At 58.2% G+C, this 25,844-nt stretch carries 17 protein-coding genes; 8 read left to right on the plus strand and 9 right to left on the minus strand.

The window, feature by feature from the left end:
* Positions 1-229 precede the first annotated feature (229 nt).
* Positions 230-1,987 (minus strand): single-stranded-DNA-specific exonuclease RecJ, encoded by a 1,758-nt coding sequence (gene recJ / locus Poly21_RS22600; RefSeq protein ID WP_146409289.1) that lies wholly within the window; start codon positions 1,985-1,987, stop codon positions 230-232.
* 9 nt (positions 1,988-1,996) lie between these two features.
* Positions 1,997-2,161, minus strand: a complete 165-nt coding sequence (gene rpmG, locus Poly21_RS22605; RefSeq protein WP_146409290.1) for a 50S ribosomal protein L33 — start codon at positions 2,159-2,161, stop codon at positions 1,997-1,999.
* A 317-nt stretch (positions 2,162-2,478) separates the two neighbouring features.
* Between rpmG and priA the strand changes: the two genes are divergently transcribed.
* From priA to Poly21_RS22630, 5 genes are all read left to right on the plus strand, one after another.
* A complete protein-coding gene (priA, locus tag Poly21_RS22610) occupies positions 2,479-5,034 on the plus strand; it encodes a replication restart helicase PriA (protein ID WP_146409291.1) in 2,556 nt (851 codons plus the stop codon).
* Between the two features lie 425 nt (positions 5,035-5,459).
* Positions 5,460-6,110, plus strand: coding sequence for a sigma-70 family RNA polymerase sigma factor (locus tag Poly21_RS22615; protein ID WP_302120223.1), 651 nt, complete (start codon positions 5,460-5,462; stop codon positions 6,108-6,110).
* Positions 6,107-8,587, plus strand: a complete 2,481-nt coding sequence (locus Poly21_RS22620) for a serine/threonine protein kinase (RefSeq protein WP_146409292.1) — start codon at positions 6,107-6,109, stop codon at positions 8,585-8,587. The genes Poly21_RS22615 and Poly21_RS22620 overlap by 4 nt, the downstream gene beginning before the upstream one ends.
* A gap of 227 nt (positions 8,588-8,814) precedes the next feature.
* The gene (locus Poly21_RS22625; protein WP_146409293.1) at positions 8,815-9,498 is read left to right on the plus strand and encodes a DUF4956 domain-containing protein; all 684 of its coding nucleotides are present in this window, start codon (positions 8,815-8,817) and stop codon (positions 9,496-9,498) included.
* Complete coding sequence (locus Poly21_RS22630) at positions 9,495-11,624, plus strand: alpha/beta hydrolase family protein (RefSeq protein ID WP_302120225.1); 2,130 nt, start codon at positions 9,495-9,497, stop codon at positions 11,622-11,624. The genes Poly21_RS22625 and Poly21_RS22630 overlap by 4 nt, the downstream gene beginning before the upstream one ends.
* Positions 11,625-11,840: 216 nt before the next feature.
* Here the strand turns inward: Poly21_RS22630 and Poly21_RS22635 are convergent, their stop codons facing one another.
* Together Poly21_RS22635 and Poly21_RS22640 are read right to left on the minus strand one after the other, a co-directional pair.
* Complete coding sequence (locus Poly21_RS22635; RefSeq protein ID WP_146409294.1) at positions 11,841-13,196, minus strand: two-component system sensor histidine kinase NtrB; 1,356 nt, start codon at positions 13,194-13,196, stop codon at positions 11,841-11,843.
* Complete coding sequence (locus Poly21_RS22640) at positions 13,196-14,569, minus strand: sigma-54-dependent transcriptional regulator (RefSeq protein ID WP_146409295.1); 1,374 nt, start codon at positions 14,567-14,569, stop codon at positions 13,196-13,198. Before Poly21_RS22640 ends, Poly21_RS22635 begins: the two co-directional genes overlap by 1 nt.
* 666 nt (positions 14,570-15,235) lie before the next feature.
* Between Poly21_RS22640 and Poly21_RS22645 the strand changes: the two genes are divergently transcribed.
* Together Poly21_RS22645 and pncA are read left to right on the plus strand one after the other, a co-directional pair.
* Positions 15,236-16,741 carry a nicotinate phosphoribosyltransferase gene (locus tag Poly21_RS22645; protein WP_146409296.1) on the plus strand — a complete coding sequence of 502 codons (1,506 nt, stop codon included), beginning with the start codon at positions 15,236-15,238 and terminating at the stop codon, positions 16,739-16,741.
* Positions 16,738-17,361 carry a bifunctional nicotinamidase/pyrazinamidase gene (pncA, locus tag Poly21_RS22650; protein WP_146409297.1) on the plus strand — a complete coding sequence of 208 codons (624 nt, stop codon included), beginning with the start codon at positions 16,738-16,740 and terminating at the stop codon, positions 17,359-17,361. The genes Poly21_RS22645 and pncA overlap by 4 nt, the downstream gene beginning before the upstream one ends.
* A gap of 145 nt (positions 17,362-17,506) precedes the next feature.
* Here pncA and Poly21_RS22655 read toward each other — a convergent pair whose 3' ends face one another.
* The 5 genes from Poly21_RS22655 to Poly21_RS22670 all read right to left on the minus strand — a co-directional run bounded on the left by Poly21_RS22655 (position 17,507) and on the right by Poly21_RS22670 (position 22,352).
* Entirely contained in the window at positions 17,507-18,469 is a 963-nt protein-coding gene (locus tag Poly21_RS22655) for an ABC transporter ATP-binding protein (RefSeq protein WP_146409298.1), read from the minus strand.
* Between the two features lie 5 nt (positions 18,470-18,474).
* Positions 18,475-19,536: a protoheme IX farnesyltransferase gene (locus Poly21_RS22660; RefSeq protein WP_302120229.1), complete on the minus strand. Its 1,062-nt coding sequence runs from the start codon at positions 19,534-19,536 to the stop codon at positions 18,475-18,477.
* Positions 19,537-19,696: 160 nt separating this feature from the next.
* Positions 19,697-20,797, minus strand: coding sequence for a COX15/CtaA family protein (locus tag Poly21_RS22665; protein ID WP_302120231.1), 1,101 nt, complete (start codon positions 20,795-20,797; stop codon positions 19,697-19,699).
* Positions 20,794-20,970, minus strand: a complete 177-nt coding sequence (locus Poly21_RS27850; RefSeq protein ID WP_302120232.1) for a hypothetical protein — start codon at positions 20,968-20,970, stop codon at positions 20,794-20,796. The genes Poly21_RS22665 and Poly21_RS27850 overlap by 4 nt, the downstream gene beginning before the upstream one ends.
* A gap of 89 nt (positions 20,971-21,059) precedes the next feature.
* Complete coding sequence (locus tag Poly21_RS22670; protein WP_146409300.1) at positions 21,060-22,352, minus strand: cytochrome c; 1,293 nt, start codon at positions 22,350-22,352, stop codon at positions 21,060-21,062.
* Positions 22,353-22,565: 213 nt separating this feature from the next.
* On the opposite strand from Poly21_RS22670, the gene carB reads away from it, so the two are divergent.
* Complete coding sequence (carB, locus tag Poly21_RS22675; protein WP_146409516.1) at positions 22,566-25,823, plus strand: carbamoyl-phosphate synthase large subunit; 3,258 nt, start codon at positions 22,566-22,568, stop codon at positions 25,821-25,823.
* Positions 25,824-25,844: the final 21 nt, after the last annotated feature.

Here is a 25,844-nt window from a genome sequence, read left to right on the forward strand (position 1 = left end):
GACTTGATCGTCGATTTCACCCATTGGTCCGCGCGTTCCACGTCCCACGCGATGATCTCGCGTCCCCAGCGACGATCTCGGTGACCTCGCAAACTGGGCTCAATTTGTGAAAGTTGAGTAGCCGACCGCAACGGTCTGGGCGAGTTGATCGCTGCGGACCATGGTTTCAATAGTGCCGTTTGTTGACAGTGCAACGCATCGGTGTTTTGGACGGGACAATGGTCCCATTCTACACGCCAGCGACGGCCTGCTCTCGCCAATCGACGAGGTGGATCTCGACGCTTTTATAGCCGCGGAACTCGTTGATGACGGGGCGGTAGGCGATCTCGATGGGTCCGGTGCAGTCGTTGAGTGGATCGCACCAATCGGCGGCACCAAATGCGACGCCCCGAATGACTTTGTCGCCTTGTTTGAGTCGCACGGAGAGATGTCGCTCGCTCTTGCCCATCTTCTTGGCGGGTTCGGCCAGTTCGATGCCGCGGCCCATCAGGACAGGTCGTGGATTGCCGGCACCGAAGGGCGCCATCGTTTCGATTTGACTCATGATGTGCAGATTCAACTGACCCAGCGGTGCTTCGGCATCGATCTGGATCGCCGGTTCGATCTCCTGTTCTGCCCACTGTCGGGCGACCGCCTCACAGAAGTCGCCACGAAACGCTTCGATCTCCGATTCCGTGATCGTCAAGCCACCTGCGGCGGGATGCCCGCCGAAACGCACAAGTCGGTTTTCGCACTCCTGCAAGGCTTCGAACAGATTAATACCTGTCCCGCCGACGCGTCCTGAGCCGACAGCGTCGTTTTTGCCGGCTTGGTCGAGCGACAGGATGATCACCGGTTTGGCATACTGTTCGGCCAGCCGCCCGGCGACAACACCGATCACACCGGCGTGCCAGCCGACGCCGCCGAGTACCAGCGCGGCGTCAGACTCGGCATCAAACTGTTCCTTGATCTGCTTTTGCGCGGCGAGTTGAACGCTCCGCTGCAGCGTGTCTCGGGTACCATTGAGCCCGTCGATGTACTCAGCCAGCATGCGTGCTCGTTCACCGGCCTCGATGGTCATTAGCTCGATCCCCAGCTGGGCTTGGCCGAGCCGGCCAGCGGCATTGAGGCGTGGGGCGAGCGTGAACGACACACTTTCAGTCGTCAGCTCAGAGACTTGGTCGAGCTTGGTCAACTTCATCAATTCGGCCAGCCCCGGCAGCGGGTCGGTCTGCAGGGTTTTCAAGCCATGGTTGACCAGCACTCGATTTTCGTCGATCAGCGGCACCACGTCAGCGATCGTGCCGATCGCGGCGAGGGCGAGCGATTGCATCAGCAATCGCTTCATCGGCGGCGTCACTTTTTTCTGGCCCGCTTTGGCTTGGCACAATGACCACGCTAACTTGAAAGCCACGCCGGCACCACAGAGTTCGCCGAAAGGGTAGGCTGTGCCCGGCAAGCGGGGGTGGACGATGGCGGCGGCGTCGGGTAATTCGTCGCCCATTTGGTGGTGATCGGTGACAATCAGAGTCAGGCCGAGCTCGCGGCAGAGCCGCGCACAACCGATGCTGGCGATCCCGCAATCGACGGAAACCACGATCTGTTTGCCACGGGTGTGCAGTGTGCGGATCGCGTCTTCGTTGAGCCCATAGCCTTCTTCGAGCCGATTGGGAACGTAGTAGCTCACGTCGGCACCGAGCAGACGCAGGGCGTTGACCATGATCGCGGCCGCCGTCATGCCGTCGGCGTCGTAGTCCCCGTAGATCACAATCGGTGTCTGGGCATCGATCGCCGCCAGCAACAGGGCTGTTGCCTCGGGGATGCCCGGCAATTCTTGCGGGTCGCGAAGATTGGTGAGCTTTGTCTCCAGAAAAGCGGCGGCATCGTCGGACGAGTACACGCCGCGGCTGACCAACAATTGAGCGACGACAGGAGCGAGTCCCGACGTGCGAATCAATTGCTCGACCAACGGTGCGTCGTGCGGAGTGATCCGCCATTGCCGCTTCATGCCGGCAGCCTATTTCTTCTTTTCGAGGTGCCAGGTGTGCTTACGGACGTGGGGGTTGTACTTCTTCAACCGCAGTTTTTCACCGCCGGGTTTCCGTTGGATTGTGTAGTTGTAGTGGCCGGTTTCTTCGCAGACCAGGAAGACAGTCTCGGCTTTTTTCTTGCTTTTTGCCATCGAAATGCGGGCGTGGGTGGAGAGTGGGGGATTTGAAATGTGCCAGTTTGGCCCGGAAGTATGGTCTGCCGACCCGGTTTTTGGCAACCCGTGAATTTTTGCTGCCTTTCGCCTGCGTCAGTCACGCGAGCTTGAGTGGAAAAACCTACCGTGGCGTGAATCGCCCTGGCGTGTTTTGGCACAGGTCTTGGCTCACTTTGTCCAGGCCATTCACCCGTGGTGCCGCACTGCCCTGGCGAAGGGTTGTGACCAAAGGTGTCATCTGCCGCCGCGATACTGATTCCAGGCCACGTTTTCTCGTTTCGCGGAGTTCTGTCATGTCAACACTTGATTCGCTGCCGGTCCTGCCGGATGATCTGGGTTCCGAACCGCTTGTCATTTCTCCGCCGGCAGACTGCCGCTCGCCTGGATCGCCCGTGTCGCCCTCCCAGCCTTTCAACACGTCCTCCAACTCGCCCGGCGACGATCCTGAGAAACACAGCTCGCTGGACGATCTTGGCGAGTTGGCTGATTTGGGGGAGCTGCTGCCAGAGTTGGCGAAATTGGGGAAGAGTTCGGCAACGCCGCCCGAGCGGGAGGATGCGGCGCAGGTGGAGCTATTTGAGACCGATCCGCCACCCTGGGAATTGGCGATCCAAGACGACGTGATGCTGGCGTCGATCGTCTTCGCCCGCTCGCCCCACGGGCCGTATGACTACCGCATCCCCGACGCGATGCTGGACGAGCTCAAGCCAGGCATGCGGGTCGCCGTGCCGCTGGGGCATCGCAAAAAGTCGACACCGGGGTGGTGCGTTGCGGTTAAGCAGGGCACGGCCCTGCATCGCAAGCTTCGCGATGTGGCCGAGTGTCTCGACGACGCACCGCTATGTGATTCGGCGCTGGTGCGGCTGGTAATGTGGATGAGTCATTACTACCAAGTGCCCGCCGGCCAGGTCTTTGACACGCTGATCCCGTCGAGCGTCCGCTCGGGAGCCGGGACGAAAAACACCACCTACTTCACGCCCGCGAAGCATCTCTCCGACGCCGAGATCGAAAAGCTACCCGCAAAGCAGCAGGTGGCGATGCGGTTGCTGATCTCGTCAGGCCGAGCGATGACAGCAGCTGAACTCGCCGTGGGAGCGGAGTGTACCGAGGACCCGATCAGGCGGCTGAAAAAGAAGGGCATGATCGTGCCCGAAGTGCGACGTGAGATGCATTCGGGAATTCGTATTTTGGCGCAGCGGAATGATGGAGAGACCGATCAGAGTCACGACCTCACTGAACAACAATCCGCTGCGCTGGAGCGAATCAATGCAGCCGTCGATAGCGGCCGAGGACGGACGCTGCTATTGCACGGGGTAACCGGCAGTGGCAAGACGGAGGTTTACATCAAAGCGATCGAGCACGTGGTTTCGCAGGCTGGATCGGCGATTGTGATGGTGCCTGAAATTAGCCTCACGCCGCAAACGCGAGGACGTTTCGAGAGTCGATTCGAATCCGTCGCTGTGCTGCACTCTCAAATGTCACCGTCGGAGCGACATTTTCATTGGCAGCGGATTCGGCGTGGTGAGGTGCAGGTCGTTATCGGACCGCGCAGCGCTGTCTTCGCACCGCTGCCGAATCTCGGATTGATCGTACTCGATGAAGAGCACGATACGTCGTTCAAGCAGGACTCGCAGCCCCGCTACCACGCGCGGAAAGTCGCTCACGCTCGCGCCATGTCGCTCGGTGTGCCGCTACTGCTCGGTTCCGCGACGCCTTCGATGGAGGCTTGGCATGCGGCTCAGACAGGCCATGCAGAGCTGATTTCGATGCCGGACCGCGTAGCCAATCGGCCGATGCCTGACGTGCAGCTCGTCGATTTGCGAGTTCGCGACGAACGCGGCGGTGGCGGCGCGATCAGTCGACCGCTCAAGCAGGCAGTGGATGACACCCTGCGCGAAAAAGGGCAAGCGATCCTGTTGCTCAATCGACGTGGGTTCGCCACCACGATCCAGTGCCCCGCCTGCGGTCATGTCGTCGCCTGTCCCGACTGCGATATGCCGTTAACGCATCACCGTGATGGCGGCAAAGCGATGTGTCATTACTGCGATTACACCATTGCGACGCCGCCCTGGTGCCCCGCGTGCCGGTTCGACGGGATTCGCTATGGCGGTTTGGGAACTCAGAAACTCGAAGTTGAGACCAAAGCCAAATTTCCTAACGCGAACATCGCTCGCATGGATAGTGACACGATGAAGCGTCCAGGCAGCCATCAACGTGTACTCTCTGAGTTTCGCAGCGGCGAAATCGACATTCTGCTCGGCACGCAGATGATCGCCAAAGGTCTCGATTTTCCCAACGTGTTGTTGGTCGGGGTGATCAATGCGGATTCAGCGTTGCATTTCCCAGACTTTCGCGCCGCCGAGCGGACATTCCAACTCGTCACCCAGGTCGCGGGGCGGACGGGACGGGGAGACCGAGGTGGACGCGTGATCGTGCAAACGTTCACACCCGAGCATCCCGCGATTCAAGCCGCATCGCGCCACGACTATACGAGGTTCGTCGAGGAGGAGATGGTCAATCGGCGGAAGTTCAACTATCCACCGCTGGGCAGCGTCGCTCGGATTATCATTCGCGGTCCAATCGAAGACAAAACCGAAGCGGTGGCCGATGCGATTCTGGCAAGATTGGAATCTGCGCGGGATTTGCTCAATAGTGAAGTCCGCATTCTGGGCCCCGCTCCACCGCCGATCGTGCGACTGCGTGGGAAGTACCGCTTTCACCTGCTGTTGCAGGCGACCGAAGCGGCGGTGGTGGGCGAGACGATTCGCCGCGCATTGGCCGATTTTAAAACCGATCCGAAGGAAGACATCGAGTTTTTAATTGATATCGATCCAGTGAATTTGTTGTGAGGTGTTGCCCGAACGGCTCTCTCCAGAGATCTCGCGGAAGGCTGGATGCTCAACTCTTCCGTCCTCACGCGGTGAACGGTTTTATTGAAAGTACGATGGGACCCTTGTCCCATCCGGAACATTTCTTTTGCACGCTCGGGACAATGGTCTCAAGCTACGGAGCCAGCAACACGCTGCGCAAAGATCGTGCACTGCGTTAGACGCCGGGCTGGGAACGAGCTAATCGAGTCAATACCTTCCGCATTGAAATCGCCGTCCCTCGCCAGGCGGTCGCGATGAGCGTTTGGCAACCCATGCCGGCGAAATCTGCTCGGTCGCCGCGTCACGAGCGCGAATCAGAAAAACTGCTAAAACTACGATTGGCAGCGGCGGTTGTGGATCGTTTTGGCAACTGGTCGTGTGAGCGCTCATGATCCTAATAGGCAGTGGCCCAAGCTTTGAAAGACAATTCTCATTCCGGAATGCACTCGCCATCGGCGAACCACCTGTCGCAATTGATCGATGCTGCGCGGGAGGGCGACAGCGACGCGTTGGGTGAATTGCTCGATAGCTATCGGCGCTTTTTGGTGTTTTTAGCTCGCGCGGGGCTTCACAACCATATGCAGGGCAAGGCGGACCCCTCCGATATTGTCCAAGAGGTATGCCTGGCCGCTCATGGAAACATTTCGGAGTTTCGGGGTGAGTCTGTGGAGGAGTTTGCCGCGTGGTTGCGTAGCATTCTCAGTAATATTTTGGCGATGCATGTCCGCAAATATTTGGGAACTCAGAAGCGTGATCCGCGACTGGAACAGCGATTGGATCAGAGTTTGGCGAGTGCGACCGGGTTTTTACAGTCACAGCTCGCCGGCAACGTGACCTCACCAAGTCAAAACATTGCCAGAGATGAGGCGTTGTTACAGTTGGCCGGTGCATTGGAAGATTTGCCGGAGGACTATCGGCAGGTGATCGTGTTGCGGCACGTCGAGGGGCTTCCGTTTGCCGAGATTGCGAGCTCGATGGGGCGCAGCGTTGACAGCGTTGAGAAGTTGTGGGTGCGTGGCTTGGCGAAGTTAAAAGCAGTGATGAGCGAAATATGAATAGTGTCGACGACACCGACGATGGACGTGTGGTAGCCGCGGTGAAGGATTACATGCGGTTGCTCGATGAGGGGAATGCCCCTACGCATGACGAGTTTTTGCAGCAGCATGCTGAAATCGCCGATGAACTGCGTCCGTCACTCGAAGGGCTGGCGCTCGTTCATCGAGCCCAGCAACCTAAGCCGGTGGCGACGATGGTGGCGCCGGATGCAGAGTTCACAGCACGTCCCATTGGCGATTTCAAGATCGTCGGCGAGCTCGGGCGGGGCGGCATGGGGGTAGTCTACGAGGCGATCCAACTGTCCTTGGGGCGTCACGTAGCATTGAAGGTGCTGCCGTTTGCCTCGGGCCTGAACGAGGTGAGATTGCAGCGTTTTCGTAACGAGGCACATGCGGCGGCAGCGCTTCACCACACCAATATCGTGCCGGTGTACGCAGTGGGTAGCGATCGTGGCGTGCACTATTACGCGATGCAGATGATCGACGGCACCACCCTGGCAGAGTTGATTGAGAAAATGCGGTTAGCCAATGGCAGTCATCCCGGGGCGCGAGCGGGCGAGGATTCGGGGGCCGTTGATGCTGCGCAGAAGAATCGTCGCACGCCGAGCAGGACCGCAGGCGAAGGCCGTGGCCATGATGCAAGGCACCCTGATGCAAGGCACCCTGATGCAAGGCACCCTGATGCAAGGCATACGAGTGACACGATCGCGCGGTATTCAACGATCCTCAGTGAAAGCACCGCAGGCCGACATCGGTACTATCGATCTGTCGTCCGGATGGCCCATCAAGCTGCTGTGGCGATTGAGCACGCTCACCAATATGGCGTGGTCCATCGCGATCTCAAGCCCGCCAATTTATTGCTGGATTCGGTTGGGAAAATATGGGTAACCGACTTCGGTCTGGCGCAGATCCAGAATGAGGCGACGCAGTTGACGCGCACGGGCGATCCCATGGGCACACTGCGGTACATGAGCCCCGAGCAGGCGGCCGGTAATCGTGACGAACTCGATCACCGGACGGATATCTACTCGCTCGGGGTGACGCTCTACGAGCTGTTGACGTTGCAGTCCGCGATCACAGGAGAAGGCTACCGCGAGATGCTCAACAATGTGGCGCTGCATGACCCACCGAGTCCCCGCTCAATCGATCCGGGACTTCCCATTGAACTTGACACCATCGTTCGCAAAGCGATTGCGAAGATTCCGAGCGAACGGTACGCCACTGCTGGCGGTCTGGCGGATGATTTGCAAGCTTGGCTGGACGACAAACCTATCGCAGCAAAGCCGCCGACAGTGTGGGAGCGTGTGAGCAAGTGGCGTCGCCGCAACAGCGGCTTGGTTACGCTGGCCAGCGGCTTTCTGTTGCTGGCGACGCTGGGATTGCTGGTGACCACACTCGTGATTTGGCGTGAGCAACAACGCACAGCAGCTGCATTGGGGCGAGAAACTCAGCAACGGCTGCAGGCACAGAGAAGTTTCCAACAAGCCCGCAGTGCGGTCGATACTTTCAGCCGGCTCAGTGAGAGCGAGCTGGCTTACCGTCCGGATTTGCAAGATGTCCGCCGTAGTTTTCTGGAAGCATCCCTGGAGTTCTACCAAGACTTTTTGCACGACCGGAAGGATGACCCGACGCTGGCGAAAGAGCTTGAGGCAACCTCCACTCGCGTTGAAAAGATGGTAGAAGAATTGCGGATTCTGGAAAGGATGTCGCCACTGCGTGCCCTCGCCGATGCTCAAGTCCAACGAGAGATCGGGATCGATCCCGAAAAAGCCGATATGATTGTGATGGCGTTTGGTGAGTTTAATGAACAACGTCGGCTGCTGGCGAATCAGTTTGTCGGTAGCTTGACGACCGAAAACAGCGAAATGACTGAGCTGACTCAGGATTTCAATGCGTTCATCACCAACGAGATGTCGACGTCGCAAATGACGAGACTTCGTCAAATCATGCGGCAGGATCGCTTGCCTTTCACGTTCACGTCGTCCGAGGTGGTGGCCGCCTTGGGGCTGACCCGTCAACAACGGGATGACATCAACCGCATTATCGAGGACACCCGGCCAGGGCGAGGTGATGGAACAGAGGCTCCCGGCGCCGGTGGTCCACCGCGGTTTGGCGGACCACGAGGTCGCGGTGGCGGTCCAGATGGCTTTGGTCGCGGTGGGCCTGGTCCCGGCGGAGGGCCTGGTCCTGGCGGAGAGGGTCCCGGCGGCGTGGGTCCCGGCGGCGTGGGTCCCGGCGGCGTGGGTCCCGGCGGCGTGGGTCCCGGCGGCGTGGGTCCTGGCGGCGTGGGGCATGAGGGTGGTGGCTACGATGGTCCGCGACAGCAAGGTCCCGGCCATGACGATCGTGGGCATTGGCGATTCAATATCTCGCGGCGATTAGCGACGCAAAACACGGTCACACAGATCTTACAGATCCTGACACCGGATCAACGGGTCAAGTGGGACGAACTGGTCGGGGAACCGTTCGATCGCTAGCCCATCGATGTCTTGCCATTGATTTCTGGATTTTTGGTGACGGTTTCCTGTCCGGAGGGCAACAGGGTGAGTAGCGGAACCGTTTCCCAGCTCTTTGAGAGGGCGAGGTGGCGAAGGCAGACCCGGATGCTCGTCGATAAATCCTGTTAGGAAAAACAACCCATGATTCACGTTCAACCAACCACTCCGCATCGACTCATTCGATGCCGATTTGCAGGAACCCAAGAATGACCGAGTGGTTCCATAACGTTACCGCCACCCAGGTGGATCCGACGCTGCAAGTTCTCGCAACGCGCCTGGTGTTGGCGTGGTTTTGCGGCTGCGTCGTCGCATGGATGGATCGACGGAAAAAGCCGCCGGGCACGGCCGATACTTTGACACTGACGCTCGTGCTGATGAGTATTCTGATCGCGATGGCGACACAGATCATTGGTGACAATATCGCCCGGGCGTTCAGTCTTGTGGGTGCGTTATCCATCGTCCGCTTCCGAACGGCCGTACCCGAAACGCGTGACGTGGCATTTGTGCTAGCCGCCGTCGTGGTGGGAATGGCTGTGGGCGCCGGCCAATATTGGGTGAGCGGTCTGGGGCTGCTGGTCGTTGGACTGGCAACCTATTTCGATCAGTCAGAGAGTCGAGTGACTGATTCGAAAGTGAGTAAACGAACGGCCCGTCCGTCGGCTTGGCGGCTAACGTTGAAAGTGGGGCTCAGTGTCAGCGAAGGTTGGGAGTCTGAATTACTACGCTTCTCGGAGAGTTATGAACTCATGTCTGCTGAGACAGCCCGGCGTGGTGGTGCGATCGAGCTTGCTTACCGTGTCGTCCCAAAACAAGACGAAAATGCCGCCGATCTCGTTGCCGCTCTTAACTCAGTGCCCACAGTCGAGTCAGTAGCGGTTAAGGTGGTGTGAACTTCCCGTTCGCCAACTCGTTGAGGTTCACCTTGTTCTATCGTCAGATTATTTTAATCCTGGCTTTAACGCTCTTTCAAAGTCAATCTGGCCGGGCTGAGGAGACAGATTCCCTCACCCAACGAGGCGATCATTTGGTAGCAGAGTACTTCGCAAGCGAAACGACCAAGCTCAGCGATGCGACTTTTGCTGGGATCGAAACGCTCGAAGATTGGGAGCGAGAACGAGCGGGCTATCGCGACGAGCTGCGGGAAATGTTGGGGCTAGACCCGCCACCAGAGCGAACCGATCTCCATCCCGTCGTCACCGGGACACTTCAAAGCGATGAGGTTGGCGATGAGTTCGTCGTAGAGAAGCTGCACTTTCAGTCATTGCCGGGATTATATGTCACCGCAAATTTATATCGGCCCACCCAGCTGACCGAACCACTCCCTGCGATCTTGTATGTTTGCGGTCACGGTCGTCAAGAAGTTGATGGGGTCAGTGTAGGCAACAAGACACATTACCAGCATCACGGGGAATGGTTCGCCCGCAATGGCTATGTCTGCCTTGTCATCGATACGATTCAACTGGGGGAAATCGAAGGTGTCCACCACGGCACGTACCGATATGGTATGTGGTGGTGGAATAATCGAGGCTACACACCGGCCGGCGTGGAGGCATGGAATTCGATCCGCGCGATTGACTACCTGCAGTCTCGCCCCGAAGTCGATGGCGATCGCATCGGGGTGACCGGTCGCAGTGGCGGTGGCGCCTATTCGTGGTGGGTGGCAGCCTTGGACGAGCGTGTCAAAGTCGCGGTGCCGGTTGCAGGAATCACGAATCTGAAGAATCACGTTGTCGATGGATGCGTCGAGGGCCACTGTGACTGCATGTTCATGGTTAACACGTATCGCTGGGACTACGCTAAGGTCGCTGCGTTAGTGGCGCCCCGCCCGCTCCTGATTTCCAATTCAGATAAAGACCCTATCTTTCCGCTTGATGGTGGCGTCGACGTGTACACGCAAGTGCAACGGATCTATGACCTTTATGGAGCCAAGTCGAAGTTAGGGCTGAACATCACCGAGGGCCCACATCGCGATACGCAGGAGCTACGAGTTCACGCATTCCATTGGTTTAATCGCTATTTAAAAAACGATGAGTCGCTGATCGAAAAAGTAGCGACGCCGTACTTCGAAACGGCAGAGTTAAAAGTGTTCGATGCATTACCTGAAGACGAACGCGTTACCACGATTCAGGAATCCTTTGTGCCGCACGCCTCGAGCGATGGGATGCCGCAATCCGAATCAAAATTCAAAACATTGAGCGAGAGTTGGCTGAAATCGCTTCGTGAGAAGTGCTTTCGCGGTTGGCCCGCGCTCGATGCGGAGCCGCTCAGAGTAAACATCATCGCGAGCGCCCAGCGTGATTCCTGCCGAGTTCGTGCGATTGAGTACGCGTCGCAATCTCCCTATGACTTGACGATGTTCGTCGTCGAACGTTTGCAAGCCGATTCCACCGTTGATGACGAGGCTGCCGCTAACGTGAACGTGCTCGATCAGCAAAGTTGGAACGATGTCGCCCCTGCGCTAGCGTTTATGTTCCCTAAAATCGTGACAGTTGCCGAAGCAGATGAGAGTGCCTGGAAGTCTCTGCATGCGTCGTTGCCGGGTGCGGTGAATGTGTTTGTGGCACCTCGCGGTGTCGGTCTCACGCAGTGGTCGACAGACGAAACGACGCGAAGACACATCCGGCGGCGGTTCATGCTATTGGGCCAAACGGCCGCGTCCATGCAGATCTTTGACGTGCGCCGAGCATTGCAGGCAACGGCGGAGATCGACGCACTTCGCGGCCGCCCTCGCCGTCTCACCGCGACAGGCGACGCGGCTGTATGGGCGTTGTACGCATCGCTGTTTGAGGATCACATCGCTGATTTGACGCTGATTGATTTGCCTGCCCGTAATCGCAACGCTCCGGATATTTTAAACGTCAGCCGCTACGTCGAGATGCCTCAAGTCGTGATGATGGCAGCGGATCGGGTGGAGCAATTGGAGATTGAAGTCTCCGGCGAGGAACTGGCTCAGTGGCGGTCAACGCAGTGGCCCGATTTCTGTGACGATATCATCATTGTCGAGAACACAAAGTAGTTAAGTTGTGGAAACGTCTGATGGCCGAATCGTTTTCGAAGCGGCCGCTCCGACAACTCCCTCCACGGGGTTTGGGGCGCGATGGGCACTCGAGCATCATTGGAATCGCTCGAGCTTTCAACGGTTTTCTGAGATTGATTTCGGACGCGGGACAAACGGAGTTTCGGAGACTCCTGCCAGCGACTGTCACGTGTCGAGATTTGAATTCATCGTGAGCTACCGGAGCTGCACGGTGAAGGTTGTGCCCTGGGGACTGGTTTCAAAATCGAGATTACCGTTGTGCTGGCGAATGATTTTGTCGCACAGAGCCAATCCCATGCCGGTACCATCGCTCCGTGTCGTGAAATAGGGGTCAAAAATCTTGGACTGAATCTCGGCGGGGATGCCCCGTCCAGTATCGATCACATCGATGCGGATTCCACCATCTTCGCCGGAGATGAGGAATTGCAAAGTGCCGCCATTGGGCATCGCCGCAATCGCGTTAAGAGCGAGGTTCAGGAAGACTTGCTCGAGGCGTGCCGAATCAGCTTGAATCAATTCGAGCGTCTGCTCTGGTGCGCTCATCTTGAGCGTTACATTTTGTTTTTCGGCGTGCGGGCGGAGTAGACGCACGAGCTTTGAGATCAACTCACCGACGTCGACGGGAGAACGCCCGATGTCATTAATCGACGCATAGTTGCGGAACCCGTCGAGTACGTCACCGATGCGTTTGACCTCGGTATTGAGAATATTCAGCGACTCGTTGATTTCGGTATCGTCTGTCTCTTGGGCCAATCGTTCGCAGAGCAGTTGGATGTGGAGCGCCAGTGCTGCCAGCGGATTCTTGATCTCGTGTTGGAGTCCGGCGGCCAGCGATCCGAGACCCATGTAGCGTTCCATTCGCCGCAGTCGCTCTTCAATGAGAGCTTTCTGCGTAACGTCGCGGACCTGCAGCACAAATCCAATTTCGTCGCCCGCTCGATTGTGCAGTCGCGTGCATCCGGCCCGGAGAGTCTGGGTATGACCGTCTCGAGTGATGCGGTAGTCACGGTCGCGAATCGGGTGTTCAAACCTCCGGCTCTCTTCAAAAATTTCCTCGAGCGACGCGTGCTCATGCCCAATCTCACTAATGTTGTGCCCGATTGCCGAGTCGTGCGGGGGGTGTTCAGAATGAGGCAAGCCGATCAGCATTTGGCCGCGTGGATTGATGCTGGTGAGAACACCATCGGGATCGGTCGTGATCACCCCAGCATCCATGCTGGCAAGAATGTCCGAGGAGAGTACCTTCACGTCCTCAAGGGACTGTTCACTCGACAGGTAGGCGCGAACGACAAAAACAAGAGCGACGCCCGCGGCAACGAAATCAATTACGAGCAATAGTAAGAGACCGCGCTGCAGGACGAGTTCCCCCTTCAGCTCCGAAGCCACCTCCGAATCACTCTCGGGCAGGTGCTTAACAATCTGACTGACGATTTCCTGTTCACGACTGACGGCTGAAAAAATCCAGGCCGTGGTGAAGAACGATAGACAGCTGAGCACCGCCAGTCCGATGGCAAGCCGCCGAACACCACGCCCACCGGGTGTGTCGATCATCAATGCAGTCCGAATCGGCCCATTTTGTAGTGCAGTGTTCGAACGCTGATCCCGAGCGTCTTGGCGGTTTTCTCACGGTGCATTCCAGAGGCCTCCAATGCCGCGGTAATCGCTTGCCGCTCGCACGCCTCCACGGCTTCGGCTAATGGCACGACCGAGCTGTTCGGTGACGTGATGGCGCTGGCCGGTTTGCGGAGTTCCGGCGGCAATTCATTCTCGTGAATCACATCGCCGGCCGCTGTAATGACCATGCGTTCGATCACGTTGCGAAGTTGTCGAACGTTTCCCGGCCAGGCTGCGGTGATCATGGTTTGCATCGCTTCGGGAGACAGTCGTTTCATTTCACGGCGATGTCGAGTGCAGAAGTGTTCGAGGAAGTGTTCCACCAGCAATGGGATGTCTTCCCGACGACCTCGCAGCGGCGGCAGCTCAATGGGGATGACATTGAGCCGATAATAAAGGTCTTCACGAAACGTCCCATCGTCGATCAGATCTTGGACGGGACGGTTAGTTGCTGAGACAACGCGGGCATCGGAGTGCAGGAGCTCCTCGCCGCCGACCCGTGTGAAACCACGGGTCTCTAATACTCGCAGCAAATCAACCTGGCTCTTGGCTGACATTTCCGTAACCTCATCGAGGAACAGCGTACCTGAGCACGCTTGTTCAAAGCAACCAGGTTTCTGCCGCGTGGCGCCGCTGAAGGATCCCTTTTCGTGACCGAATAACTCGCTCTCGAGTAACGTTTCAGGCAGCGCACCGAGATTGACGGCGATGAAGGGGCCGTTGCTGCGATCGCTCAGTTCATGAAGGGCGCGGGCGATCAGCTCCTTACCCGTCCCGCTTTCACCATGGATCATGACCGTGGCTTCGGTGGCGGCGACCTGACGAATCTGTCGAAACACGTCCTGCATCGCAGTCCCGCCAGCGACGATCTCGGACATTTCACCCGAATCAACCAAACGGCTGCGGAGCCGCTGGTTCTCCATCTGCAATTCAAAACGATCACGCGCCCGCCGCACCTGCTGACGAACAAGATTGAGATCGAGCGGTTTGAGCACAAAGTCAAACGCACCCGCACGCATCGCCTCCACGGCCGTCTCCACGGTGCCATGTGCCGTGATGACGATCACCGCAGTCTGAGGACGCGAGTGTACTATTTTCTGAAGAAGATCGATTCCCGTCATCTCGCAGTTCAGCCTCACATCGACAATCACGAGTGGGAAGTTGCCCTTCTCGATCTTAGCAAGCGCCTCCGATGCATTCGCAGCCGTTTCGACATGATCGGCATCCCCTGCCAGACCGCGAGCAAGACCGGACCGTATATTGGGTTCGTCGTCAACAATCAGGACGCCAAACGGATCGAGGTGGGGCATAGCGATGAATGAATTGCAGGACGTGGTGGCAGGCCGTCGGCAGGAAAGATTCGATGTAGCCCGGATTGAGCACCCGCACATCAGTTTCCTGCTTTACAGAGTCGCAGAACGGAAAGGTGCGGTTGATGGAACCCCAAACATGATCGCCTTGCGACTTGTGTACAGGTGCTGCGATGCTAAGGTAGCACGTCGTGGGCCGAACACACTGGAATTGATCCACGGCTCACGCGTTCGTGCCCCGCGCGACGACGAATATTGCGGGAAACACGGGATCGGAACACCTGGGGGGCTGTCAGCACTCTCGCCATTCTACCAGCATCAAGGATCCCTATCGAGGATCGTGTGCAGTTTATTGCACTGGCGGGTGAAGGAAATTGCACGCGTCGCAGTGTGTCGTGATAAACCGAATTTGCTGCCACGCAGCCGATCCGGTCGGCGAACCGAAATCTCGGTAGACTGTCGTGACTAGTGAGTAGGCGAGTCTCTCCGAGACTCGCGTCTGAGCCTCCCGCATCTGAGTCTCTCGCATCGGAGCCTCTCGTCCAGGTCGCGCTTCCGGGTCGCGCTTCCGGGTCGCGCTTCCGAGTCTCGGAGAGACTCGTCTACTCAGGTGAACATTATTTTCACGGACTGATTTCTCTCTGTCTGCTCAGTGACGCCCACAACATGCATCGACTCAACGAACTCTATCGACCGTCCTTGTCGTTGTTGACCGACCTATACCAGCTCACGATGGCCTACGGTTATTGGAAGAATGGATTAGCTGAACGCGAAGCAGTATTTCACCTATTCTTCCGCAAGAATCCCTTTGACGGCGGGTATGCGATCGCCTGCGGACTGCAGATGGCGGTCGAGTATCTTGAGCAGCTTCGCTTTGACAGCCAGGACCTGAGTTATTTGGCAACGCTCACGGGTGCTGATAATCAACCGCTATTTGAGGATGCGTTTCTCGATTATTTGGGCGAACTGCATTGGACATGCGACGTCGATGCGATTCCCGAGGGCACTGTTGTCTATCCGCACGAGCCTTTGGTGCGTGTGCAAGGGCCAATCCTACAGTGCCAGCTCGTCGAGACGCCGCTATTGAATCTGATCAATTTTCAAACCTTGGTCGCCACCAAAGCAGCTCGTGTTTGTTCAGCGGCAGGTGTGTTTTTGCCTCACGCAGCGGACCGTGTGATCGAGTTCGGCTTACGTCGGGCGCAGGGGATCGATGGCGCGTTGTCGGCCTCACGGGCCGCCTTCATCGGTGGTTGCGCAGCAACGTCGAACGTCATGGCAGGTCGCTTGTACGGAATCCCTGTCGTCGGGACGCACGCCCATAGCTGGGTGATGACGTTTGCGAGCGAGCGTGAGGCATTCGAGTTATACGCCGACGCCATGCCCAATAACTGCGTGTTTCTCGTCGATACGTACGATACGCTCGAGGGCGTCCGCAAGGCGGTCGAGGTCGGCCACCGATTGCGAGCGACCGGTCACGAAATGCTGGGAATCCGATTGGACTCAGGTGACCTCGCATGGTTAAGTATCGAGGCGAGGAAAATTCTTGACGAGGCTGGTTTTCCTGACGCCAGCATTGTCGCGAGCAACGATCTCGACGAGCGATTGATCACCAGTTTGAAACGGCAGGGCGCACGCATCGATACCTGGGGCGTCGGAACCAAGCTGGCCACTGCATTCGATCAACCTGCCCTTGGTGGTGTCTACAAGCTCGGCGCGATTCGCGATGAGAACGGGACGTGGCAACCTCGCATCAAGCTGTCCGAGCAGACCATCAAGGTGAGCAATCCGGGGATCTTGCAAGTCCGACGGTTCGAGCGAGAATCGGGGCCCGTATCGGAGCATCGAGGTGACATGATTTTTGATGAGCAGACCAAGTGGGACCAATCCCACGACGTCACGATGGTGGACCCCGCCGATCACCACCGTCAAAAGACCTTTGCGAAGGACACGCCGTACACTGATTTATTGCAGCCGGTATTTCGCAACGGTGAAATCGTTGGTGAGTCACCGAGCCTGCAGGCGATCCGTGATCGGGTACGGGATCAACTGAGCCGGACTCCGATGGCGGTCCAGCGTTTCGAGAATCCCCACGAGTATCCCGTCGGACTCGAGCAGGGATTGTTTCATTTGAAAGCTGACATGATCCACGCAGCACGGGAGCGGACATGAACGCATTGATTTTAGTCGATCTACAGAATGACTTTCTACCCGGCGGCGCGCTCGCGGTACCGCGTGGCGATGAGGTCATCGAGATCGCCAACCGTTTAATGCCGCGTTTTGACATCGTCGCCGCGACCCAAGATTGCCATCCGCCCGACCATCTGAGCTTCGCACGCGAGCACGCGGGGAAATCGGTGGGCGATTCCATCGATCTCGATGGGCTCCCTCAAGTCCTCTGGCCGGTTCACTGCGTGGCGAAAACGCTCGGTTGCGAATTCCCTACCCGATTGCAATCCGCTCTGATCACAAAAGTATTCCCGAAGGGCACCGATCGCAGGCGGGACAGCTACAGCGGTTTTTATGACAATGGTGGCATCGTGGCAACGGGATTAGCGGACTACCTGCAACGCGTGGGCGTCCAAGACGTCTACGTGATGGGCCTGGCCACCGACTACTGCGTCCGCGCGACCGCGATCGACGCCGCGAAGTTGGGATTGACCACGTACTTAATCGAAGACGGGTGTCGCGGCGTGGACCTGAGCCCAGGCGACTGCGACCGCGCCATCAGTGAGATGGAAGAGGCGGGTGTGCGACGAGCGAACAGCAATGAAATGCCAGCAGTGGCGTGATAGCCAGGGCGTTAGCCCTGTCCGCTAGCTACCTATTGATTAGGAAGGCATCGCAGATGGTAGGCGGCGGTGCGCTAACGCGACCGCAGGCTACTGTCTTGGACCGCTTTGCGGTTAACAACACGCAGTTCGCCTGCTGGGATGCTCACCCGGCGTCCACGAACGCCTTGCCGGTCTTGGCGACGAAGACATCTTCAAGACTCGCTCGACCGATCGAAATGGACTCCACCGAGTCGCCGAGTCGCTCCGCGATGGGGCCGAGCAACTCGGAGAGGCCGCGCGAGCCGGATTGCTCGCTCGTTAAACGCAGCGTCCTGCCAATCCGCAGCGGTTTGAGTTGCAACTCATCACGTAGGTATACCTCAGCGATCGATGGATCATCGGCGACGATACTCAGCACTTGGTCACCCACGGATCGTTGCAGTTCGGCGGGCGGCGCGTCGGCGATCTTTCGGCCCTCTTCGAGCAGCACGACCCGGGACGCTTTGGCGGCTTCGTCCATCAAGTGAGTCGTCAACATCACCGCCACGCCCTCGGCGGAAAGTGATTCCAAAGCATCCCACAAAGCCAATCTCGCCGACGGATCCAAACCTGTGCTCGGCTCGTCGAGCAGCATCACGGGCGGTCGGTGCAATAACCCTTTGGCGAGCTCGACACGGCGTTTCAGTCCGCCCGAGAGTGTTTGGCAAAATTCGTCGCGGCGATCTTCGAGCGTAAACTGCTTCAGCAACTCGTCGCAGCGATTGCGCAAGCGATCACCCGAGAGACCGTAGAGAGCCCCCTGGCAACGCAAGTTTTCGAGCACCGTCAGTTTGATATCCAAACTGGGCGATTGGAATATGATGCCGAGTCGTCCGCGTGCGGCCATGGTCGCGCTACTGACGTCGGCGCCAGCGATTGAGATGCGACCTTGTTGGACCGGCAGCAACGTGCTCAGCAGGCGGAACAAGGTGGTCTTGCCACTGCCGTTCTTGCCAAGTACGGCCACCATCTCACCGCCACTGACGCTCACGTCCAGGTCGTTGAGTGCATGGGTCTCACCATAGCGATGGCTCAGGCCCACAACAGACACAGCAGCTGTGGGAAGACCTTGAGGGTTCACATCCATCGCGATCACAATCCGATCATGCGTAGTGTCATCACGAGCAATACCGCTGGAAGGACAACCAGCGACCATCGCATCATTTTGCGTGCACGCAGGTCATCCGGCTGACGGGCAAACCTCAGCGCCGCTTTGAGCAAGGGCCAGCTGGCAACTACCACCAGTAACGACGTGGTAAAGCTTGCTGCTGACAGGATCAGCTCACCCGCCGGAGCCAAGCAGAGGATCACGCCGCAAACCGCTAATGCGATCGCCCCGACGATACTTTGCCAGGCAGCGCTGCGGCCACTTGGGTCGACCGTTGTGGTCATCTTAAAACCGGCCTCGGCGTATTGCTGGCGGCACAGCCAGGCGATGGCCATGAAGTGCGGGTACTGCCAACAAACCAACACGCCGAACAGCATCCATCCCGCCAAGTCGGTCATCAGGCCACCGGCGGCGGTGTATCCCATGAACACGGGCATTGCACCGGCGATAGCACCGACGGTCGTGTTCCAAGCCGTTCGTGTTTTCATCGGTGTGTATATCAGCACGTAGACAACCCAAGTCGCCACGCCAACCCATGCCGGGGCGGCACCAAACTGCCACGCCAATAAAGCCGTACCGAGCAAACCGAGGATTGCGGTAAATGCGATTCCGGTGGCGGGTAGCATCCGCCGAGATGCCAGCGGACGCGACGCGGTTCGCGGCATCAACGGATCAATCCACCGCTCCCATACCTGGTTGGCGGCTCCCGCACTGCCGGCAACCAAGCCCGTGCCAATCAACAGGACCAGCCAAGCGCTCAGCGACAGCGAGACACCCGTCGGCGCCGCCATGCCGATCCAGGCCGAGGCCACCGTCGTGACGAGTATCATCGTCACGATCCGTGGTTTTGTCAGCTCGACGAAGTCACCGACCAGCGTCGGCTCGCGTGTTCGCTTCGATTTTTTTGCTGTTGATGATGAGACCGCAATCGATGGTATGTCATCCGAGGGACTCGTTACCGGGTCGATTGATCGAGCGAGCTCCCCGGACATTGCCGGATCCCCATCCATATCAGGCCCGTCTGGCATCAGGGAATCGTCGGGCATTACGGGAGGTTCATCCAAGAGAGCGGTCGACGATTCGCGGCAATCGGTCGCCATGAGCGGCCCCGTCAAGAGAAAAGTTCAATGGAGAAAAAACGTCAGCTCGCTGCCAGCTGACAGGGTCGGTAGCATGCTCGAATCAAACGCCAGACGAGCGGATTGGTCAATGCGGCAATTGCGTCAATACCCAGCGGCGACGTCGCAGTCGCACCGCCAGTAGAGTCGAAACAGCCAAAATCAGCGACCCCGTCGCTACATGACCCGTCACAATCCACGCATCGAGTAAATTCTTTGATGCCAAGCGGTACGATGCACTGCCCGGTAACGATTCCAAAATAGAGGGGTAGCCGTAATTCACGATCCACGTCCCCATACCGAGCAACAATTGCACGGCCACCAAGCATACCAAGGCTGCCGCCGGACGCGAAAGCGTCAAATCGCCGCACCCCCGCATCACACTCCACGCAACCCACGTCAGCAGCCAGAGGAAAATTCCTGTGGCGACGTGGGTCATCGCCGTATGGGCAAACATGCTCGGGCTCGACGTCGGTAATGCGTGCCGTAATTGTGCCCCCAGGAGAATCTGCAAGTAGGCCACCCCGAACAGTAGGGTCGGCCACAGCATCCAAGGCGAACGGAGAGCATCGGCGGGTAGGCCTGTCGATGGATTTGCCGTTATCTGCCCCTGTTGGGTGTGGTTTGCGGCGGCCAGCACCCTGTCCCGTTGCCAGCGCCGGCCCGTGACGCATGCGGCCACAACGCATAACGCAAAAAACAGCGGTCCCGTACAGCCATGCACCATCGCCAGCACGCGGGCGCTCATCGTGACTCGCATCCCGCCGAGGACGCCCTGGCCGATCACAGCCAGCAACACACCCGCGGCCAGCACCGTGACCCAGCGGCGCTGATCGCCACGCCATGCCGCTATCAGGAAACCGATGGCCACGAACCCGACGATCGCTCCGAGCAAGCGATGACCATGCTCGATGAACAGATCGAATGGCCCCAACAACCAAGTCGAAAGCGGGTACAGAAACAGGTTGTAACCGTACGTTCCCGGCCAATCTGGAACGGACATACCCGCGTCGTAGGTGGTCACTAAGCCGCCTACCCAGATCAACGGCCACACGAGGACGACCAGCGTGCATGCTAATCGCCGTGGCCAGGGTGAAACGGGCGCGGGTGAAGCAGTCGATGCGGTGCTCGCCCCATCATCAGCAGGCGTGCTATAGGCGTTGGTGGAGTCGGAAGTTGTAGCGGTCACTTGGTGCGGCCTCCTCGATCGGCGATCCGTTCACCGCTCATACCACCGATCACAGCCCCCCCGGCGCCGAAAATGGCTGCGGGCACCATGCCGCCCCATCCCAACATCCACATCAGGGCCAGCCCTAAGACCAGGCCGATGATCGCACCGACGCTTCGAAATGTATCGCGCATTACAAGGGTTCAAAAAAAGGGTTCAGGAGATGGGGCTGAGGGTGCAGCGTTGGGCCAAAATATTCGTGGACGCTGCGACCTCCTCGACCCTATTGTTGTTTCGTCGCTAAGTCTTCCAGGAAATTCACCAAGTCCCACGCATCATTGGGCGTGATCCCTGTCGCTTCGTGAGCGTCATCATGAATTTCGATTCCCGGCATGGGCGTTCCAGCGATGCCGAAGTGGATGCGACGATAGAGCGTTTCCGGGTCGCTGCCGCCTCGAAATAGCCCGTCTGCTAACACACGAGGTTCGATCTTTCTCGGCGGCAATGCCCCTGCTTTGCGGAACGGCTTGACGGCCTCCGAGTCATCGGGGGTGATCCCAATCCGTGTCGTGTATTCTTTGGTCCAGTCGTCGTAATCGAGCGATGGCAACCCGCCTATCCCGTCTTTGCCATGGCAGCCGGCGCATCCAGCGATGGGACCATTGAAGAGCTCGCGACCACGGGCGACCGACGCTGCCAGCGATTTGCCCTCGAGCGACGGTCGTGGCGGGACGGGTGAGGATTGAGCGCTGACCCAACGCACCACCACATCGTTAATCACGGCGGCAATTGCCTGTTCGCCTTCGCTCAGTTGGTCGATATCGATCGATTCTGCGGCGTCGATGCCCGCATACGAATCCCGCACTTGAATTCGGAGCTCCTCCGCCGGTGGTCCCTCGTCGTATTCGAGCATGTCGACGGCAAAAGCCAGCAGATCCCGCTCGACTTCACCGCGTACCGCCAGGTAGATGATGTAGTCTACCAGTGCTTCTCGATCAGACGATGACAGGGGGCGGAAGCTGGGCATGGGCGTGCCAGGAATACCGGTCACAAGCAAACGTTCCAGGTCAGCGCGAGTGGGTTTCTCCGACCTTGCCGTCGATTTCCATTTAAATGTTCCAGCTCGGAAATCCCGTGGGTAGGGAACTTGGAACTGGGAGGCCGCTCCCGTGCCACTGCCAGAAATGCCGTGACAGATCACGCAATGTTCTTGATACAGGCCCGTGTGCGAATTTTCCTGGTCGCTCGTCACGCCGCCCGCCGCGACGGCCAAGCGGTCGAGCGACACCAGGTCTCGCTCGGCAGTCTGCGTCATCCAAGGTCGAGGCCATCGCGGCGACTGGGGCGTCCCAAACAATTTATCCACCACTGCGGCGACGTCTTCCAAAGCCGCGTCAGTCGGCACATCGCGAGAAATCTCCAGCGACATCGCCCGCACCCGGTCGTGGTCAAATTCAGGGGCCGATTCTCGACAGCCCACCACCAGTCCAGCAACGCCCGCCGCTACCAGCATTGCGGCCACCCTCAACGAGGGGGTAGGTCGGGATTGACGCCAAAAAAAGGGGATACGAGCCATCAAAAAAAGAAATATTTCAGAGTCGAGGGCAGCAGCGAGGTGAAACGACGCCCCATTGTCGCCAAGCAACCCACGCTGAACACCACCCAAATCGAGGAAATCAGGCTTCCGCGACAAAACGCGGCAGGCACCGTCCTCTACGCCCAGGGCAAAACGTGCTATCCTCCGCAAGATTTGGTCAACTCCTCGACTCGCTTTCTGGAATCCACGACTGTGCCGCGCCGCGACGACCTCAAAAAAATTCTTCTTATCGGCAGTGGGCCGATTGTGATCGGCCAAGCCTGCGAATTTGACTACTCGGGCACGCAGGCCTGCAAGGCACTCCGTGAGGAGGGCTACGAAGTCGTTTTGGTCAATAGCAATCCGGCGACGATCATGACTGACCCCGCGACTGCCGATGCGACCTACATCGAGCCGCTGACGTGGCAGATGGTCGAAAAAGTCATCGCGAAGGAACGCCCCGATGCGTTGCTGCCGACACTCGGTGGGCAAACGGCGCTGAACATCGCGATGGACCTCGATGCCAATGGGGTCCTTGAAAAATACGGCGTTGAAATGATCGCCGCCAACGCCAAGGTGATCGCGAAAGCCGAGGAACGCGACCAGTTCAAAGAGGCCATGGAGAAAATTGGTCTCGATGTCTGTAAAGGTTTTACCGTCAGTACGCTCGCCGAGGCCCGCGCCGCGCTCGCCGAGGTCGGCCTGCCCGCCATCGTTCGACCCTCGTTCACGATGGGCGGTTCAGGATCGGCAATCGCCTATAACAAGGACGACTTCGACGCCCTCGTGCAGAACGGACTCGACCAATCACCGGTCACTGAAGTTCTGATCGAAGAATCGATCATCGGCTGGAAAGAATACGAGATGGAGGTCATGCGAGACTGCGACGATAACGTCGTCGTGATCTGCAGCATCGAGAACTTTGACGCCATGGGCGTGCATACGGGCGACTCCATCACCGTCGCCCCCGCCCAGACGCTTTCGGACAAAGAGTATCAGCGGATGCGTGATGCGTCGTTGGCGGTGATCCGAGAGATCGGCGTGGAAACTGGCGGTAGCAATATCCAATTTGCGATCGAGCCTGACACCGGGCGGATGATCGTGATCGAGATGAATCCTCGGGTCAGTCGCAGCAGTGCCCTGGCTAGCAAGGCGACCGGTTTTCCAATTGCCAAAATTGCGGCCAAACTGGCCATTGGGTATCGGTTGTGGGAATTGCCCAACGACATCACGCAAAAAACGAAGGCCTGCTTCGAACCCACCATCGACTACGTCGTTACGAAGATCCCGCGTTTCGCGTTTGAGAAATTCCCAGAAGCTGACGCAACGTTGACGACGCAGATGAAGAGCGTCGGCGAGACGATGGCCATCGGCCGGACCTTCCAAGAATCATTCCAGAAGGCTCTCCGCGGACTCGAGGTCGGGGCGTTTGGTTTCGGCAGTGACCCTAAAGATAAGTGGGGCACCGACGAGCAACCTGATCGCGACGAAATCCGTGCGAAGCTCAGCACTCCCGGTAGTGAGCGGGTTTTCTACATCCGCTATGCCATGAAATCCGGCATGAGTGTTGCCGATATCCATGCTCTCACACATATCGACGAGTGGTTCCTCGAACACTTGATGCACTTGATCGAGATCGAGAACGAAGTCACCACGCTCGGTTCGCTCGACAAGCTGGATGCCGAGCAGTTGCGGGACATGAAGCGTCGAGGCTTTTCTGACCGGCACATCGCAGCGATGACCGGAACGACGGAACTGAAGGTTCGCAGCCACCGACTCGCTCATGACATCCGACCGGTCTTCAAGAGTGTCGATACGTGTGCGGCCGAGTTTGAAGCCTTCACTCCGTACTTCTACAGCACCTACGAGTCCGAGTCGGAGGTCCCACCGAAGACTGATAAAAAACGCATCATGATTCTCGGTGGAGGTCCCAACCGCATCGGCCAGGGCATCGAATTTGATTACTGCTGCTGCCATGCTTCCTTCGCGCTGCAGGAACTCGGTATCGAGTCGATCATGGTCAACAGCAACCCTGAAACGGTCTCGACCGACTACGACACGTCCGACATGCTGTTTTTTGAACCGCTCACGATCGAAGACGTGCTTAACATCTGTGACGAAGTGCAACCTGATGGTGTGATCGTGCAGTTCGGGGGGCAAACGCCGCTGAATCTTGCTCGCGGTCTCCAGCAGTCGGGCATCCCGATCATTGGGACCAGCGTGGATACAATCGACACCGCCGAAGATCGCGAGTTATTTCAAAGTCTCATCAATGAACTCGGCCTGCGGCAGCCTCCGTCCGGCATTGCCCGCAACATGGAGGAGGCCCGCGTCGAAGCCAAGCGGATCGGTTATCCAGCGCTGGTTCGGCCCAGTTTCGTGCTCGGTGGGCGGGCCATGGAAATATGTTATGACCGTGCTCAATTCGAACGGTACGTTGCGGAAGCGTTCATTGTCGCCGATGGCCAACCAGTCCTCATCGATCGTTTCCTCGAAGATGCCACCGAAGTGGACGTCGATGCGATCAGTGACGGCACCGACTGTGTCATCATGGGAATTATGGAGCACATCGAAGAGGCCGGGGTTCACTCCGGTGATTCGGCGTGTTGCATCCCCTCGTTTAGCCTGACCCAGCCGATACTCGCTGATATCCGTGACGCCACACGAAAGCTGGCCGCGAGATTGAATGTCGTGGGGCTGATGAACATTCAGTTTGCGGTCAAGATTGAGGCTGATGGTCCGCAGGTATACATTCTCGAGGTGAATCCGCGGGCTAGCCGAACGGTGCCCTTCGTGGCCAAAGCTACTGGGATTCCTGTGGCCGGCATTGCCACTAAGGTTATGGCAGGCAAAACACTCGCCGAACTGGGCATCACGACGGAACCGATTCCCCGACACGTATCGATCAAAGAGAGCGTGTTTCCGTTCCGGAAATTCGCCGGCGTCGATATTGTGCTCGGTCCGGAGATGCGGAGCACCGGCGAGGTCATGGGGATCAGCGAAGTATTCTCAATGGCGTTCGCCAAGAGCCAGCTTGCAGCGGGCACCGTCCTGCCGGAATCCGGCAAAATCTTTCTCTCCTTATCAGCACGGCACAAAGATGACGTCGTTGCGCTGGGCAAGTCGCTGACCGAACTCGGCTTTGAATTGCTCGCGACCGAGGGCACCGCTCAGCGACTCACCGAAGCGGGTATCGCGGTCACGCAGGTTAAAAAGATCGCCGAAGGTCACCCCAACCTCATCGATTATCTCAAAAACGATGATGTGCAATTGATCCTCAACACGCCCAGCGGCAAAGGTGCACGCACTGACGAGGGTAAGATTCGAGCCGCCGGTGTTCAGCATGGTGTCCCTTGCATCACCACCTTGGCAGCCGCCGAAGCGGCCGTCCGCGCCATGTGGGCCGTCCGGGAGCGGGAGATGGACGTGGAGTCCCTGCAGCATCGCTATGCCCTGAGCAACCAATCGTAGCCAATCGGATTGGCCTGTCTG

The organism is Allorhodopirellula heiligendammensis, from assembly GCF_007860105.1.
GTDB lineage: Bacteria > Planctomycetota > Planctomycetia > Pirellulales > Pirellulaceae > Rhodopirellula > Rhodopirellula heiligendammensis.

Bases quoted from the DNA above. Each gene is read 5' to 3' on its own strand.
- recJ (WP_146409289.1), bottom strand. From the start codon at position 1,987: ATGAAGCGGCAATGGCGGATCACTCCGCACGACGCACCGTTGGTCGAG.
- priA (WP_146409291.1), top strand. From the start codon at position 2,479: ATGTCAACACTTGATTCGCTGCCGGTCCTGCCGGATGATCTGGGTTCC.
- Poly21_RS22645 (WP_146409296.1), top strand. From the start codon at position 15,236: ATGCATCGACTCAACGAACTCTATCGACCGTCCTTGTCGTTGTTGACC.
- Poly21_RS22655 (WP_146409298.1), bottom strand. From the start codon at position 18,469: ATGGATGTGAACCCTCAAGGTCTTCCCACAGCTGCTGTGTCTGTTGTG.
- Poly21_RS22660 (WP_302120229.1), bottom strand. From the start codon at position 19,536: ATGCCCGACGATTCCCTGATGCCAGACGGGCCTGATATGGATGGGGAT.
- Poly21_RS22670 (WP_146409300.1), bottom strand. From the start codon at position 22,352: ATGGCTCGTATCCCCTTTTTTTGGCGTCAATCCCGACCTACCCCCTCG.
- Poly21_RS22625 (WP_146409293.1), top strand. From the start codon at position 8,815: ATGACCGAGTGGTTCCATAACGTTACCGCCACCCAGGTGGATCCGACG.
- Poly21_RS22620 (WP_146409292.1), top strand. From the start codon at position 6,107: ATGAATAGTGTCGACGACACCGACGATGGACGTGTGGTAGCCGCGGTG.
- Poly21_RS27850 (WP_302120232.1), bottom strand. From the start codon at position 20,970: ATGCGCGATACATTTCGAAGCGTCGGTGCGATCATCGGCCTGGTCTTA.
- pncA (WP_146409297.1), top strand. From the start codon at position 16,738: ATGAACGCATTGATTTTAGTCGATCTACAGAATGACTTTCTACCCGGC.
- Poly21_RS22635 (WP_146409294.1), bottom strand. From the start codon at position 13,196: ATGATCGACACACCCGGTGGGCGTGGTGTTCGGCGGCTTGCCATCGGA.
- Poly21_RS22640 (WP_146409295.1), bottom strand. From the start codon at position 14,569: ATGCCCCACCTCGATCCGTTTGGCGTCCTGATTGTTGACGACGAACCC.
- rpmG (WP_146409290.1), bottom strand. From the start codon at position 2,161: ATGGCAAAAAGCAAGAAAAAAGCCGAGACTGTCTTCCTGGTCTGCGAA.